The sequence below is a fragment of the Ideonella sp. B508-1 genome, assembly GCF_000333615.1.
In the GTDB taxonomy this organism is placed as follows: Bacteria; Pseudomonadota; Gammaproteobacteria; order Burkholderiales; family Burkholderiaceae_C; genus Ideonella.
Map to the genome: position 1 here is coordinate 1 of NZ_BADL01000321.1, position 14,958 is coordinate 14,958.

Here is a 14,958-nt window from a genome sequence, read left to right on the forward strand (position 1 = left end):
GCATAGTGCGCTGACGGTGAAGAACCCCTGCGCAAGATCATGCGCAAGCTGGGGGCGGGCAACCGGGTGCAGGCGGTGGCCGAGGCCATGGCCCGCCACATGATCAGCTGAGCCGCGCGGCCGGCTTGCGCCAGCCCGCATGGCCGCGGGCCGCCGATCGCGGACAATGCGCCGCATGGCAAGCAAGAAACCCAAGGGCCTCGGGATGGGGCTGGAGGCCCTGTTGGGGCCCAAGGTCACCGAAGCCCCCGCGCGCGACGCAGAGCGTGAGGGCGCGCCCAGTGTCCTGAAGATCGCCCAGATGCAGGCCGGCAAGTACCAGCCGCGCACCCGCATGGACGAGGGCTCGCTCTATGAACTGGCCGAGAGCATCAAGAGCCAGGGCATCATGCAACCCATTTTGGTGCGTCCGGTGGGCGATCCGGTGCAGCGGCGCTACGAGATCATCGCCGGCGAGCGCCGCTTCCGCGCTGCCCAGCTGGCCGGGCTGACCGAGGTGCCGGTGCTGGTCAAGGCCGTGCCGGACGAAGCCGCGGCCGTGATGGCCCTGATCGAAAACATCCAGCGCGAGGACCTGAACCCGCTGGAAGAAGCCCAGGGCCTCAAGCGCTTGGTCGACGAGTTCGGCCTGACGCACGAGCAGGCCGCGCAATCGGTGGGCCGCTCGCGCAGCGCGGCGTCCAACCTGCTGCGTCTGCTGAACCTGGCCGAGCCGGTGCAGAAGATGCTGATGGCCGGCGACCTGGACATGGGCCACGCCCGGGCCTTGCTGCCCCTGGCCGCGGCTCAGCAGATCCTCACCGCCAACGAGGTGGTGGCCCGAAAGCTGTCGGTGCGCGACGCCGAGAAGCTGGCCACCAAGGCCCTGCAACCCGAGAAGCCCGCGAGCGGCAAGGCCGCGCCCGAGAAGTCGCGCGACATTGTGCGGCTGGAGGAGCAGCTGGCCGACCTGCTCACCGCCCAGGTCGAGATCCGCGTGCAGCGCAAGACGCGCCGCGGCGAGCAGGGCGAGGTCGCCATCCGCTTCGCCTCGCTCGACGAGCTTTCGGGTCTGCTGGACAAGCTGGGGTTGACCGAGCGCTGAGACCCCGCTGCAAGCCGGCTGATCTTCCGCCCGGGTCAACCCCGTGTCATCGACGTCAACCCTCTTGCCGCGCGGCGCGTTCGGCGAGAGGATGGTTGCATGACTTGTCGGTCGCAAAGACCCTGAGGGTCGCGCTGCCAGGCAGACCCGACGGGCACGGCTTATGCTGTACCGACTGCGAAAGGTGAAGGTTTGAAAACAGCGTGAGAAAAGACCGCTTGATCGTCCCTTGTCTTGAACAGATCAGGCCCCAAGCTTCCCCCACGCAACCTTGTTGAACTGATTGCATCCCTGATCGGAACGCTCTGATGGCGCCCGGGCCAAGTCAAGCCGGGACTCCATCAAAACTTTCCAGACGCAGACCGGAGTCATGCCCGGCTGCGCCTTCCCTGCCCAGGAGGTCAACATGGATGTGATCAGCAGTTTTGCCGCCCGCTACGAGCGCACCCGCGAGGAGGAGATGTCCCTCGAGGACTACCTGGCGGAATGCAAACGCAACCCCCTGGCCTACGCCACGGCCGCCGAGCGCATGCTGCAGGCCATTGGCGAGCCGCAGATGGTCGACACCCGCCACGACCACCGGCTCTCGCGCATCTTCGCCAACAAGGTCATCAAGATCTACCCGGCCTTCGCCGAGTTCTATGGCATGGAGGACGCGATCGAGCAGGTCGTGTCCTATTTCCGCCATGCGGCGCAGGGGCTGGAGGAGAAGAAACAGATCCTCTACCTGCTGGGCCCGGTGGGCGGCGGCAAGTCCTCCATTGCCGAGCGCCTGAAGGCGCTAATGCAGGAGGTGCCCTTCTACGCCATCAAGGGCTCGCCGGTGAACGAGTCGCCGCTGGGCCTTTTTGATGTCGAGGAAGACGGCCCGCTGCTGGAAGAGCAGTACGGCATTCCGCGGCGCTACCTCAACCGCATCATGAGCCCCTGGGCCGTCAAGCGGTTGGAGGAGTACGGCGGTGACATCCGCCAGTTCAAGGTCGTCAAGCGCTACCCCAGCATCTTGAAGCAGGTCGGTATTGCCAAGACCGAGCCGGGCGACGAGAACAACCAGGACATCTCCAGCCTGGTGGGCAAGGTCGACATCCGCAAGCTCGAGAGCTACGCCCAGGACGACCCCGACGCCTACAGCTACAGCGGTGGCCTGTGCCTGGCCAACCAGGGCCTGCTGGAGTTCGTCGAGATGTTCAAGGCACCGATCAAGGTGCTGCACCCGCTGCTGACGGCCACTCAGAAAGGCAACTTTCAAGGGCACCGAAGGCTTCGGCGCCATCCCCTTCGATGGCGTGGTGCTGGCGCACAGCAACGAGAGCGAGTGGAAGGCCTTCCGCAACAACAAGAACAACGAGGCCTTCCTGGACCGCATCTACATCGTCAAGGTGCCGTACTGCCTGCGCGTCTCCGAGGAGGTGAAGATCTACGAGAAGCTGCTCAAGAGCTCCTCGCTGGCCGGTGCCACCTGCGCCCCGGGCACCCTGAAGATGATGGCCCAGTTCGCGGTGCTCACCCGCCTGAAGGAGCCCGAGAACTCCAGCCTGTTCAGCAAGATGCAGGTCTACGACGGCGAGAACCTCAAGGACACCGACCCGCGCGCCAAGTCCATGCAGGAGTACCGCGACTACGCGGGCGTGGACGAGGGCATGGCCGGCATCTCCACCCGCTTCGCCTACAAGATCATCTCCAAGGTCTTCAACTTCGACAGCCAGGAGGTGGCCGCCAACCCGGTGCACCTGATGTACGTGCTGGAGCAGCAGATCGAGCGCGAGCAGTTCCCCGGCGAGACGGAGCAGAAGTACACCGCCTTCATCAAGGAGCTGCTGGCGCCGCGCTACGCCGAGTTCATCGGCAAGGAGATCCAGACCGCCTACCTGGAAAGCTACAGCGAGTACGGCCAGAACATCTTCGACCGCTACGTCACCTACGCCGATTACTGGATCCAGGACCAGGAGTACCGGGACACCGACACCGGCGAGGTGTTCGACCGCGCCTCCCTCAATGCCGAGCTCGAGAAGATCGAGAAGCCTGCGGGCATCGCCAACCCCAAGGACTTCCGCAACGAGATCGTCAACTTCGTGTTGCGCGCGCGAGCCAACAACGCGGGCAAGAACCCGAACTGGACCAGCTACGAGAAGCTGCGCACGGTGATCGAGAAGAAGATGTTCTCCAACACCGAAGAGCTGCTGCCGGTCATCAGCTTCAACGCCAAGGCCAGCGCCGACGAAGCCAAGAAGCACGAGGACTTCGTCGACCGCATGGTGCAGAAGGGCTACACGCCCAAGCAGGTGCGCCTGCTGTGCGAGTGGTACCTGCGCGTGCGCAAGAGCAGCTGATTGCGACCCCTGGTCGGCCCGTCGGCCGGCCAGGGCCAGAAGTCTGACCGAGGAATGCGATGCTGCAGCAGATCATCGACCGTCGGCTTGCGGGCAAGAACAAGTCGATCGGCAACCGCGAGCGCTTCCTGCGGCGCTACAAGCAGCAGATCCGCGAGGCCGTGCGCCGTGCGGTGGACGGGCGCGGCATCCGCGACCTGGAGCGCGGCGAGGAGGTGCGCATCCCCAAGAAGGACATCTCCGAGCCCGTCTTCCACCATGGTTCGGGCGGCCAGCGCGACATGGTGCACCCGGGCAACCAGGAGTACGTGACCGGCGACCGCATCCAGCGCCCGCAGGGGGGCGGCGGCAAAGGGCAGGGCAAGGGCCAGGCCAGCGACTCCGGCGATGGCGAGGACGAGTTCACCTTCGCCCTGTCCAAGGAAGAGTTCATGCAGGTCTTCTTCGAGGACCTGGCCCTGCCGCACCTGATTCGCACCCAGCTGGCCGAAACGCCCGAGTGGAAGACCCATCGGGCTGGTTTCTCCAGTGACGGCACGCCCAACAACCTGCATGTGGTGCGCTCCATGCGCGGCGCGTTGGGCCGGCGCATCGCGCTGGGGGGTGAATCGCGCCGCGAGCTGCATGCGCTGGAGGATCTGGTGGCTCAGATGCTGCGCCAGCCCTCCGACGACCCGGCCGTCAAGCAACAGCTCAAGGAGGCTCAGGAGCGCATCGCCGCGCTCAAGGCCCGGCTGGGGCTGATTCCCTTCCTCGATCCGATCGACCTGCGCTTTCGCAGCCGGGTGCGGGTGCCGGTGCCCACCAGCAAGGCGGTGATGTTCTGTCTGATGGACGTCTCCGGCTCGATGGACGAGCAGCGCAAGGAGCTGTCCAAGCGCTTCTTCATCCTGCTCTACCTGTTCCTGACCCGCCACTACGAGAAGATCGAGCTGGTCTTCATCCGCCACCACACCCAGGCTCAGGAGGTGAGCGAGGACGATTTCTTCCATGCCCGCGAGACCGGGGGCACGGTGGTGTCCAGCGCGCTGGAGCTGATGGACCAGATCATCCGCGAGCGCTACAACCCCACCGAGTGGAACATCTACGGCGCCCAGGCCAGCGACGGTGACAACTGGCACCACGACAGCGGCCGTTGCCGCGAGCTGCTGGCCGAGAAGCTGCTGCCTGCCTGCCGCTACTACGCCTATGTGCAGGTGGCCGAGGAGGAGCAGAACCTCTGGGAGGAATACACCCGCCTGGGCGAGAGCCACCCGAACTTCGCGATGCGCAAGGCGGTGGAAGCCTCCGAGATCTACCCGGTCTTCCGCGATCTGTTCAAGAAGGAAGGGGCCACGACATGAGCGACTTCTCCCAAGAGCGCCGCTGGCACGACGACCGCAACAAGATCCCGGACGGACAGGACCGTCGCAAGACCCGCCAGGCCTTGCAGGAGCCGCTGCCGTCGGGTCCTCGGCCCGAACATCCGCTGCCCGACCCCAGCGACTGGACCTTCGAACTGATCACCCAGTACCACGAGGTGATCGACCGCACCGCGCGCCGCTTCGGCCTGGACACCTATCCCAACCAGCTGGAGATCATCACCGCCGAGCAGATGATGGACGCCTATGCCAGCGTCGGCATGCCGGTGAACTACCGGCACTGGAGCTACGGCAAGGAGTTCATCGCCACCGAGAAGAACTACAAGCGCGGCCACATGGGCCTGGCCTACGAGATCGTCATCAACAGCAACCCCTGCATCAGCTACCTGATGGAGGAGAACACGATGGCGATGCAGGCCCTGGTCATCGCCCATGCGGCCTACGGCCACAACAGCTTCTTCAAGGGCAACTACCTGTTCCGCATGTGGACGGATGCCTCGTCCATCATCGACTACCTCGTCTACGCCAAGAACTACGTGGCCCAGTGCGAGGAGCGCCACGGCGTGGACACGGTGGAGGAGTTCATCGATTCCTGCCACGCGCTGCAGAACCACGGCGTGGACCGCTACCGCCGGCCGACCAAGAAGTCGCTGGCCGAGGAACTGGCGCTGCGCAAGGACCGCGAGGCCTATGCCCAGCAGCAGGTCAACGACCTCTGGCGCACCCTGCCGCGCAAGGCCGAGGCCGCCGAGGAGGCGCCCGAGGCCCGGCGCTTCCCGGCCGACCCCGAGGAGAACATCCTCTACTTCATCGAGAAGAACGCGCCGCTGCTGGAAGCCTGGCAGCGCGAGATCGTGCGCATCGTGCGCAAGGTGGCGCAGTACTTCTACCCGCAGCGCCAGAGCCAGGTGATGAACGAGGGCTGGGCCACCTTCTGGCACCACAAGCTGCTCAACACCATGTACGACGACGGCTACCTCACCGACGGCGTGATGATCGAGTGGCTCAAGTCCCACACCAACGTCATCTACCAGCCCAAGGTGGGCGACCGCGGCTACAACGGCCTGAACCCCTATGCGCTGGGCTTTGCGATGTACACCGACATCCAGCGCATCTGCGAGCGGCCCACCGACGAGGACCGCGCCTGGTTCCCCGACATCGCCGGCAAGCCCTGGCTGCCCACGCTGGACCAGGCCATGCGCAACTACAAGGACGAGAGCTTCATCGGCCAGTTCCTCAGCCCCAAGCTGATGCGCGATTTCCGCCTCTTCGCCATCACCGACGACGAGCGCCAGCCCACGCTGGAGGTCAGCGCCATCCACGACGAAGGCGGCTACCGTCAGGTGCGCGAGGCGCTGTCGCGCCAGTACGACCTGGGCGCGCGCGAGCCCAACATCCAGGTCTGGAACGTCAACCTGCGCGGCGACCGCAGCCTGACCTTGCGCCACACCCAGCACAACAACCGGCCACTGGACGACAGCGCGCAGGAGGTGCTCAAGCACGTGGCCCGGCTGTGGGGTTTCGGTGTGCACCTGGAGAGCGTCAATGGGCAGGGTGAGGTGACACGGCGCTGGAGCGTGACGGCGCCTTGATGCGCTCCTGTTGTTTTCATGTCAGAGGCCCCACGATTCAAGAGGAAGCCGCTGCGCAGTCGAAATAATCACGGTTCTTTACATTTCTTGGGAGCAGTGATGATTCGACGTTCGGTCCTGGTCATGGTGCTTGCTGCTGCGGCATTGACCGGCTGTGAAACCCCGACCACTCAGCGCTATGCCATTTCGGCTGACAACAATCAGGCCATCAAGGCATTGGGCGTGAGCAATGTGGGCGTTGGCACGTTCCAGCCTCCGGCGGATTTCTCCGCCAACTGTCGCGCTCTGGGGCCGCTGAAGGTGGCCGACGGCATGAGCCACACCCAGTACATCCAGAAGGCCTTCGAGGATGAGTTCAAGGTCGCGGGTGTCTTCGCTTCCAAGGATGCGAGTGCCACGCTGACCGGCAAGGTCAACCAGCTCGAGTTTTCTTCGTCCAAGGGGATCACGGGGGGCTACTGGAAGATCGATGTGACGCTGACGTCCTCGAACGGCAAGTCTCTGCCGGTCAACGAGTACTACGAATTCAGCAGTGGCTTTTCGGCGCCAGAGGCCTGCCGCAACTCGGCGGAGGCGTTCTCTCGCGCCGTGCAGAACCTTGTGGGCAAAGCGGTTCGTGATCCGGCCTTCCCGGCCTTGGTGAAGTAACGCGCCAGCACCGAACCCAGCGGCGGCGCCACGAAGCGGCCCCGCTGGGGCTGTCTGTCTCCCTGTCTGCGCGTGCATTGTTCTGGAGAGGGCTGTTTGCAGTGACGGGCGCCCCTCCTTCGCTCGGTACACTTGGTCGTCCCACAGGGCTTCAGACCCATGCGCCGCGAACGCCGCAACCTTTACCGTCTGCTCCACGTCCAGCCCGAGGCCCCTCCCGAGGTGATCAAGGCTGCATGGCGGGCGCTGATGAGCACGCTGCGGGCCCACCCGGACCTGGGGGGCGACCCGGAGCTGGCCGCCAGGCTGAATGCGGCCTACGAGGTGCTGAGCGACCCGGAACGCCGGGCGGCCTACGATCGCACGCTCAAGCGCCCCATCCGGGCGTCGTCCGTGCCGCCGGCGCCGCCCCCTGCGGCGCCACCCAAGCCGCCGCCGGCCCAGGCGCCACGGGCCGCTCCGGCAGCGCCGCCTTCACAGGCGCGGCGCGGTGCGACGCCATCACCCGCCACGGCCACACCGGCCGATTGCCCCTTCTGCGGCTTCACCCGTCGCACGCCGCTGGCCCAGGACCCGCGCTGCCTGCGCTGCGACAGCCCACTCACGCCCGCGCCCAGCCGCTCGGCGGCGCCCGAGCTGCTGGGTCGCCGGCAGAGCGAGCGCTTCGAGCGTGTGGCGATGGTCGAGGTGTGGGTCAAGGGCGATGCCCGACCCCGTCATGCCCGGCTCAAGGACCTGTCCTTCACCGGACTGTCTCTGCTCTACCCGGTCGCGGTGGCAGTGGGCAGCATCCTGCGGGTCAAGGCGCCGCAGTTCGAGGCTCTGGTGCAGGTCGTGGCCTGCCGGGCCCAGGCCGGGCAGTTCAGCCTGCACGGACAGTTGCTGACGCTGGCGCTGGACCGCACCGGTCGCGGCGTCTACGTGGACGCCAAGGCCTGAGCCTGCTGCTCAGCGGTGTCAGCGGCACGGTGCTCAGACTCACATTGAGCACAGCCGCCATTGTCGAACAGGGTGATGCAGGGCTGGGCCAGGCCCGTCTGCGGGCACAGTGCACAGCCTTGGGGGCACCGTGGCGTGGGAGGTGCCACTCGCGGCAGACCTGCCTTGCATCCCTCAGGCCTGGAAGATCTTCCCCGGGTTCAGGATCTGGTGCGGGTCCAGCGCGGCCTTGAGGGCGCGCATCATCGCCACACCGCCCTCGCCGGCCTCCTCCCGCAGAAAGCCCTGCTTGTGCAGGCCGATGCCATGTTCGCCGGTGCAGGTGCCGCCGCTGGCGATGGCCCGGCGCACCAGCCGTTCGTTGAGCTGCTCCACCACCTCGCGCTCCTCGGGCCGCGCTGGGTCGATCAGGTAGATCATGTGGAAGTTGCCGTCGCCCACATGGCCCACCGCGGCATGGGGCAGGCCGGTGGCCGCCGCCTCGTCCAGAGCCTGCACCACGTTCTCGGCCAGGCACGAGATGGGCACGCAGGCGTCGGTGGTGATGGCGCGGCTGCCCGGGCGCATCTGCAGGGTCGAGAAGAAGGCATGGTGGCGCGCCGCCCACAGTCGCGTGCGCTCCTCCGGCGTGGTGGCCCACTGGAAGTCTTCGCCGCCGTGCTCGCGGGCCAGTTCCTGCACCACCGCGGTCTGCTCGGCCACGCCCGCCGGGCTGCCGTGGAACTCCATCAGCAGCAGCGGGCATTCCTTCAGCCCCAGGTGGTCGCGCGCGTTGACGGCGCGCACCGCGTGCGCATCCATCAGCTCGCAGCGGGCGATGGGCACGCCCATCTGGATGAGGGCGATGGTGGTCTGCACCGCCGAGGCCACGTCCGGGAAGGAGCAGATGGCCGCCGCCACATGCTCGGGCAGGGGGTGCAGGCGCAGCGTGATGTCGGTGATGACGCCCAGCGTGCCTTCGCTGCCCACCAGCAGGCGGGTCAGGTCGTAGCCGGCGCTGGACTTGCGCGCCCGGGTGCCGGTGCGGATCACCTCGCCTTGGGCCGTCACCACCGTCAGGCCCAGCACGTTCTCGCGCATGGTGCCGTAGCGCACGGCGTTCGTTCCCGACGCTCGGGTGGCCGTCATGCCGCCGATGGAGGCGTCCGCGCCCGGGTCGATCGGGAAGAACAGCCCAGCATGGCGCACCGCCTGGTTGAGCTGGCTGCGCAGCACGCCGGCCTGCACCGTCACCGTCAGGTCCTCGGGCTGCAGCGCCAGCACCTGGCTCATGCGTGACAGGTCCAGCGACAGGCCGCCTTGCACCGCCAGCAGATGGCCCTCCAGCGAGGAGCCGGCGCCGTAGGGGATGACCGGCACCCGGTGTTGGGCGGCCAGGCGCACGGCGTCGGCCACGTCCTCGGTGGACTGGCAGAACAGCACCGCGTCGGGCGGCGGCACATCGAAGGGGGACTCGTCACGCCCATGCTGCTGCCGCACCGCCGCCGCGGTGGAGAGCTGGGCGCCGAAGCGGGCCTGGAGCTGGGCCAGCATCTCGGCGGACAGCGAGCGAGGGGGCAGGGACAGGCCGGGAGGGCAGGAGGCGTTCATGGAGGGCCGGGCAGAACCGTGATCCGTCCATTGCACCGCATTCCGGCCGCGCCGGGGAGCGCACCGACCCGGTGATTCGTGCGAATGGTGCAGCAATGATGTTCGTCCGGATGTCCTTATCCGATGAGGCACACGAAACTACGCTCTCGGGTCCACAACGTCGCGGGAGCAAGACATGCAGCAAGAGGTGCGGGCCATCCGTCTGGAGGCCTTTGGCGGGCCCGAGGTCATGCAGCTGGTGAACGTGGCGCCGCACGCCCCGGGGCCGGGCGAGGTCTGGCTGGAGCAGCTGGCCATCGGCGTCAACCCGCTGGATGTGCTGCAGCGCAAGGGGGCGGTGCCGCTGCCCGTGCCCACCGGCCTGGGCCTGGAAGGGGCGGGCCGGGTGGTGGCGGTGGGCGAGGGCGTGCAGCGCCTGGCCGTCGGGGACCTGGTGGGCTATGCCACCGGGCCGCTGGGGGCCTATGCCAGTGCGCGCTGCTTTCCGGCCGAGCGCCTGGTGCGCCTGCCCGACGGGCTTTCCCCCGAGCTGGCCGCGGCCACCCTGTTCAAGGGCATCACCGCCCAGTACCTGCTCAAGACCACCGGCCAAGTCGGTGCGGGTTCGCGCGTGCTGATCTACGGCGCTGGCGGGGCGGTGGGCCAGCTGATGGCGGCCTGGGCGCGCCACCTGGGGGCCTTCGTGATGGGCGTGGTCTCCAAGCCGGCCAGCGTCGCGCGGGCGGAGGCGACGGGCTGCCACAGCGTCTTCGTCTTCGACCCGGCCACGCTGCCGGCCCAGGTGGCCCAGGCCACCCAGGGGCAGAAGGCCGACGTGGTCTACGACGGGGTGGGCCGTGACACCTGGGCCGCCTCGCTGGACTGCCTGCGCCCGCGTGGCCTGATGGTGTCCTTCGGCGCCACCTCCGGCCCGCCGCCGGCGGTGGAGGTGGCCACGCTCAACGCCAAGGGCTCGCTGTTCCTCACACGGCCCTCGCTGGCCGCCCACACTGCCACCGCGGCCGAGTACCAGGCCCGGGCCCAGGACGTGCTGGACGCGGTGACGGCCGGCATCCTGCAGCCCCAGGTCTGGCGCCGCTACCCGCTGGCCGAGGTGGCGACCGCCCACGCCGACCTGGAGCAGGGCCGCAGCCAGGGCGCCCTGGTGCTGGTCCCCTGAGGGCCCCAGAGGGCATTTGCCACGCATGGACGCCTTCGACCCCCAGCACGCCGATGAACAGGCCACCCTGCTGGCCCTGCATGCGCTGGGCTCCTTCGCCGCGGCCGGGCGGGTGCTGCAGCGCCATCCTTCCGTGCTGTCACGCCGCCTGAGCGCGCTGGAGGCCCGTCTGGGCGTGCGCCTGGTCGAGCGCTCCACCCGCCAGCTGCGCTTCACCGATGCCGGTCAGCGCCTGGTGGAGCGCCTGCAGCAGGCCCGTCAGCTGCTGGAGGAGGCCGAGCAGGAAGCCCGCCAGACCGCGCGGGAAGTGCGCGGCCGGCTGCGTCTGGCGCTGCCCGCGGCCATGGGCCGGCGTCTGTTGAGCCCGATGATCGCGGCCTTCGCGCTGGCCCACCCGGAGGTGGTGCTAGAGGTGGAGTACGCCGAACGCTTCGTCGACCTGGTGGGTGAGCGCTTCGACGCCGCGCTGCGCATCGGCGAGCTGGCCGACAGCCGGTTGGTGGCGATCAAGCTGCACGACCACGCGCGCTGGCTCGGCGCCTCGCCGGCCTACCTGGCCCGCCACGGCACGCCGGTCGAGCCGCAGGACCTGCGGCAGCACAACTGCCTGGGTTTCACCGGCCTGGCCAGCTTCCCTCAGTGGCGGCTGGAGCGGGTGGGGCAGGGCGCATCGATGCAGGTGGTGCCGGTGTGCGGCAGCCTGACCAGCAACGACAACGAGGCCCTGCTGAATGCCGCCCTGGCCGGCGTCGGCATCCTGGCGGCCGGTGATTGGCTGCTCGGCCCCGACCTGGCCGCGGGCCGACTGCAGCGCGTGCTGCCGGGCTGGCAGCTGCGCGGCGATGGCGGCATCTCTCTGGTGCGGCCCTCGGCCCAGTACACCTCGGCGGCCCTGGCCGCCTTCCGCGCCTGGGTCCAGCACTGGTTCCAGACCCAGCCACCCTGGTGTGGCACGGCCGCACCCACCCCCGTTTCTTCGACCGATCTGTCATGAGCGCGACCACGCCTGCTTCCGTCCCTGCCGATGCTGCCGCGCAGTGGGCCTATCCCGCGCTCTTTGTGCTGCTGTGGAGCACCGGCTTCATCGGCGCCAAGTTCGGTCTACCCGATGCCGGGCCGCTCACCTTCCTGAGCTGGCGCTACGCCGCCGTGCTGCTGCTGATGGGGGCTGTGGTGCTCTGGGCCCGTGCGCCCTGGCCCCGCGCGCCGTGGGCCTGGCTGCACATCGGCGTCTCGGGCCTGCTGGTGCACGGGGTGTACCTGGGCGGCGTGTTCACCGCCATCGGCCGCGGCCTGCCGGCCGGCCTCACCGCGCTGGTGGTGGGCCTGCAGCCGCTGATCACCGCGCTGGGCGCCAGCCTGCTGCTGGGCGAACGGCTGCGGCCACCGCAGTGGCTTGGTTTGGGCCTGGGGCTGGCCGGCGTGGGCCTGGTGGTGGCGCAAAAGGCCCATGCCGCGGCCGGGGAACCCCTGCTGCATCTCTTGGCGCCTGCGGTGCTGGCCTTGCTGGGCATCACCGCCGGCACGCTGTACCAGAAGCGCTTCTGCCCCGCCTTCGACCTGCGCACCGGCGCGCTGATCCAGTTCGCGCCCTGTCTGGTGGCCACGCTGGCGCTGGCCGCGGTCACCGAAGACCTGCAGGTGCGCTGGACCGGCCACTTCGTCTTCGCCCTGGGCTGGCTGGTGCTGGTGCTCTCGCTGGGCGCGGTCAGCCTGCTCAACCTGCTGATCCGCCGCGGCAGCGCGGTGCATGTGGCCAGCCTGTTCTACCTGACGCCCCCCACCACCGCGCTGATCGCCTGGGCCCTGTTCGGCGAGACCCTGCATGGCCTGGCGCTGCTGGGCATGGCCCTGGCGGTGACCGGGGTGTGGCTGGTGCGGCGCTGAACCCAGGCCGTCCAGTTCACTACACTGCAGCGCATGGCAAACCGACTCTCGCAGATCGCCACCCGCACCGGCGACGATGGCACCACCGGCCTGGGCGATGGCCAGCGCGTGCCCAAGCACCACGGGCGCATTGCCGCCATGGGCGACGTGGACGAGCTCAACTCCCACCTGGGCGTGCTGCTGGCCGAGCCGCTGCCGGCCGATGTGCGCGAGCTGCTGGTCGTCATCCAGCACGAGCTGTTCAACCTGGGCGGTGAGCTTTCCATTCCCGGCTACACCCTGCTCAAGGACAAGGCCGTGGCCCGGCTGGACGCTGCGCTGGCGCACTACAACGCCCAGCTGCCCCGCCTGGCGGAGTTCATCCTGCCGGCGGGCACACGCAGCGCGGCGCTGGCCCATGTGGCCCGGGCCGTGGCCCGCCGCGCCGAGCGCGCGGTGGTGGCCCTGGCCGCGCAGGAGGCGGTGAACGACGCCCCGCGCCTGTTCCTCAACCGCCTGTCGGACCTGCTGTTCGTGCTGGCCCGCGTGCTCAACCGGGCCAACCTCGACGGCCTGGGGGGCGACGACGTCTACTGGCGCAGCGAGCGCCTGGCGGCCCAGCAGGGCGGGGCCGGGGACGACATTCCCGACGGCACCTGAGCTCAGCGTGCACGGGGCAGGGCGCCTGCCCCGTGTCGCCTCAGCGGGCCCGGCGCGCCTTCACCGCGTCGCTGAGCACCTGGAGCATGCCCACCGAGTCGTCCCAGCCGATGCAGGCGTCGGTGATGCTCTGGCCGTAGCACAGCGCGCGCGGGTCGTCCTTGCCGGGGCTGAACTTCTGCGCGCCGGCCACGAGGTTGCTTTCCACCATCACGCCGAAGATCTGGCGGCTGCCGCCGGCCAGCTGGGCGGCGATGTCGCGGGCCACATCCAGCTGGCGCTGGTGCTGTTTGCTGGAGTTGGCGTGGCTGCAGTCCACCATCAGGCTGGGGTGGAGCTTGGCGGCCTCCAGTTCGGCGCAGGCCGCACCCACATGCTCGGCGTCGTAGTTGGGCGTCTTGCCGCCGCGCAGGATGACGTGGCAGTCCTTGTTGCCGGCCGTGCGGACGATGGCGACCTGGCCGTTCTTGTGCACCGACAGGAAGTGGTGCGGCCGGCTGGCGGCCTGGATGGCGTCGAAGGCGATGCGCAGGTTGCCGTCGGTGCCGTTCTTGAAGCCGATCGGGGCCGACAGGCCCGAGGCCAGTTCGCGGTGCACCTGGCTTTCGGTGGTGCGCGCGCCGATGGCGCCCCAGGAGATCAGGTCGCCGATGTACTGCGGGCTGATGGTGTCCAGGAATTCGCTGGCGGCCGGCACGCCCAGGCGGTTGATCTCCAGCAGCAGCTGACGGGCGATGCGCAGGCCTTCGTCGATGCGGAAGCTCTGGTCCAGGTAGGGGTCGTTGATCAGGCCCTTCCAGCCCACCGTGGTGCGCGGCTTCTCGAAGTACACGCGCATCACGATCTCCAGCGTGTCCTTGTACTCCTCGCGCAGGTCCCTCAGTCGGCGGGCGTAGTCCACCGCGGCGGCCGGGTCGTGGATCGAGCAGGGCCCGATGATGACGAGCAGGCGGTCGTCATGGCCGGTCATGATGTCGCGCACCGCATGGCGGGTGTGCTTGACCAGCTTTTCGACCGGCGTGCCCGCGATGGGGAAGAAGCGGATCAGGTGCTCGGGCGGCGGCAAGGGGATGACCTCCTGGATGCGCTCGTCGTCCGCCTCGCTGGTGCGGTTGCTGGGGACCAGGGGGCGGGTGTCGACGGGGGTGGTGGCTTTGGCGTTCATCGGGGTTGCTTGCGGTGAGCCGGACCGGCGAAAAAAAACCGCCGGGGGTTCCGGCGGTTTTCTGGGGGATTCGCGTGGGTTCAGGTGCGCGCGTTTGCCTCTCCAGCCGCCAGACGGGGCGAGAACCAGTAAAAGGCAAAGAAAAATCGTTGGGCACGCATTGCAAGTGAAGTGTAGCACCGACGAGGGATGGCGTCGATGCGCTTGCGCGTCACTGCACGGACAGCGCAGCCCATGTGCCATTCTTTGGCAGGTTGATGGAGAGAGCGCGGGCGGTCGTTCCGACACGGGCGGGCCGCTCTCGCCGAGTCACCATCTCCGCATGGAATCCCCGGGCCCACATGGCCGCGGCGGCCGCAGCCTGGGACGAGGTGCCCCCGGACCGGAGGCGCTGGAAGTGCTCTGTCGGCTCCATGCCTTCGAGCGCTTCCAGCGCGACCGGATCGGCGAATATCCATCGCCTCAGCGCCCTGCGCTGAGTGTCAGGCCGTTCCGCCCACCGTCAGCCCGTCCATGCGCAGCGTGGGCTGGCCCACGCCCACGGGCACGCTCTGGCCTTCCTTG

General features: G+C 68.4%; 11 protein-coding genes and 1 pseudogene. 10 read left to right on the plus strand and 2 right to left on the minus strand.

From position 1 onward, the window contains the following. Positions 1-175: 175 nt before the first annotated feature. The 6 genes and pseudogenes from I73_RS13935 to I73_RS30955 all read left to right on the plus strand — a co-directional run bounded on the left by I73_RS13935 (position 176) and on the right by I73_RS30955 (position 7,954). A complete protein-coding gene (locus I73_RS13935) occupies positions 176-1,084 on the plus strand; it encodes a ParB/RepB/Spo0J family partition protein (protein ID WP_022981171.1) in 909 nt (302 codons plus the stop codon). 406 nt (positions 1,085-1,490) lie between these two features. Then, a pseudogene (locus I73_RS27965) lies at positions 1,491-3,414 on the plus strand (PrkA family serine protein kinase). A gap of 59 nt (positions 3,415-3,473) precedes the next feature. Further along, positions 3,474-4,757: a YeaH/YhbH family protein gene (locus I73_RS13945; protein WP_022981172.1), complete on the plus strand. Its 1,284-nt coding sequence runs from the start codon at positions 3,474-3,476 to the stop codon at positions 4,755-4,757. Further along, complete coding sequence (locus I73_RS13950; protein WP_022981173.1) at positions 4,754-6,367, plus strand: SpoVR family protein; 1,614 nt, start codon at positions 4,754-4,756, stop codon at positions 6,365-6,367. Before I73_RS13945 ends, I73_RS13950 begins: the two co-directional genes overlap by 4 nt. A 99-nt stretch (positions 6,368-6,466) precedes the next feature. Beyond that, entirely contained in the window at positions 6,467-7,015 is a 549-nt protein-coding gene (locus I73_RS13955) for a hypothetical protein (protein ID WP_026096721.1), read from the plus strand. A 159-nt stretch (positions 7,016-7,174) separates the two neighbouring features. Next, positions 7,175-7,954: a DnaJ domain-containing protein gene (locus tag I73_RS30955; RefSeq protein ID WP_022981175.1), complete on the plus strand. Its 780-nt coding sequence runs from the start codon at positions 7,175-7,177 to the stop codon at positions 7,952-7,954. Positions 7,955-8,128: 174 nt separating this feature from the next. Here the strand turns inward: I73_RS30955 and I73_RS13965 are convergent, their stop codons facing one another. Next, positions 8,129-9,544 (minus strand): FAD-linked oxidase C-terminal domain-containing protein, encoded by a 1,416-nt coding sequence (locus tag I73_RS13965; RefSeq protein ID WP_022981176.1) that lies wholly within the window; start codon positions 9,542-9,544, stop codon positions 8,129-8,131. 175 nt (positions 9,545-9,719) lie between these two features. Here I73_RS13965 and I73_RS13970 point away from each other — a divergent pair, with 175 nt between their 5' ends. Genes I73_RS13970 through I73_RS13985 form a run of 4 tightly spaced genes read left to right on the plus strand, consistent with a single transcriptional unit; the run spans position 9,720 to position 13,229 of the window. After that, positions 9,720-10,703, plus strand: coding sequence for a quinone oxidoreductase (locus I73_RS13970; RefSeq protein ID WP_022981177.1), 984 nt, complete (start codon positions 9,720-9,722; stop codon positions 10,701-10,703). A 25-nt stretch (positions 10,704-10,728) separates the two neighbouring features. Beyond that, positions 10,729-11,697, plus strand: coding sequence for a LysR family transcriptional regulator (locus tag I73_RS13975; RefSeq protein ID WP_022981178.1), 969 nt, complete (start codon positions 10,729-10,731; stop codon positions 11,695-11,697). Continuing rightward, complete coding sequence (locus I73_RS13980; RefSeq protein ID WP_022981179.1) at positions 11,694-12,590, plus strand: DMT family transporter; 897 nt, start codon at positions 11,694-11,696, stop codon at positions 12,588-12,590. The genes I73_RS13975 and I73_RS13980 overlap by 4 nt, the downstream gene beginning before the upstream one ends. A gap of 33 nt (positions 12,591-12,623) precedes the next feature. Further along, entirely contained in the window at positions 12,624-13,229 is a 606-nt protein-coding gene (locus I73_RS13985) for a cob(I)yrinic acid a,c-diamide adenosyltransferase (protein WP_022981180.1), read from the plus strand. A 40-nt stretch (positions 13,230-13,269) separates the two neighbouring features. On the opposite strand, the gene I73_RS13990 is transcribed toward I73_RS13985, so the two are convergent. Then, on the minus strand, positions 13,270-14,394 hold the full coding sequence (locus I73_RS13990) for a 3-deoxy-7-phosphoheptulonate synthase (protein ID WP_022981181.1): 1,125 nt from the start codon (positions 14,392-14,394) through the stop codon (positions 13,270-13,272). Between the last annotated feature and the right edge of the window lie 564 nt (positions 14,395-14,958).

Bases quoted from the DNA above. Each gene is read 5' to 3' on its own strand.
- I73_RS13945 (WP_022981172.1), top strand. From the start codon at position 3,474: ATGCTGCAGCAGATCATCGACCGTCGGCTTGCGGGCAAGAACAAGTCG.
- I73_RS13970 (WP_022981177.1), top strand. From the start codon at position 9,720: ATGCAGCAAGAGGTGCGGGCCATCCGTCTGGAGGCCTTTGGCGGGCCC.
- I73_RS13975 (WP_022981178.1), top strand. From the start codon at position 10,729: ATGGACGCCTTCGACCCCCAGCACGCCGATGAACAGGCCACCCTGCTG.
- I73_RS13980 (WP_022981179.1), top strand. From the start codon at position 11,694: ATGAGCGCGACCACGCCTGCTTCCGTCCCTGCCGATGCTGCCGCGCAG.
- I73_RS13950 (WP_022981173.1), top strand. From the start codon at position 4,754: ATGAGCGACTTCTCCCAAGAGCGCCGCTGGCACGACGACCGCAACAAG.
- I73_RS13990 (WP_022981181.1), bottom strand. From the start codon at position 14,394: ATGAACGCCAAAGCCACCACCCCCGTCGACACCCGCCCCCTGGTCCCC.
- I73_RS13965 (WP_022981176.1), bottom strand. From the start codon at position 9,544: ATGAACGCCTCCTGCCCTCCCGGCCTGTCCCTGCCCCCTCGCTCGCTG.
- I73_RS30955 (WP_022981175.1), top strand. From the start codon at position 7,175: ATGCGCCGCGAACGCCGCAACCTTTACCGTCTGCTCCACGTCCAGCCC.
- I73_RS13935 (WP_022981171.1), top strand. From the start codon at position 176: ATGGCAAGCAAGAAACCCAAGGGCCTCGGGATGGGGCTGGAGGCCCTG.
- I73_RS13985 (WP_022981180.1), top strand. From the start codon at position 12,624: ATGGCAAACCGACTCTCGCAGATCGCCACCCGCACCGGCGACGATGGC.
- I73_RS13955 (WP_026096721.1), top strand. From the start codon at position 6,467: ATGATTCGACGTTCGGTCCTGGTCATGGTGCTTGCTGCTGCGGCATTG.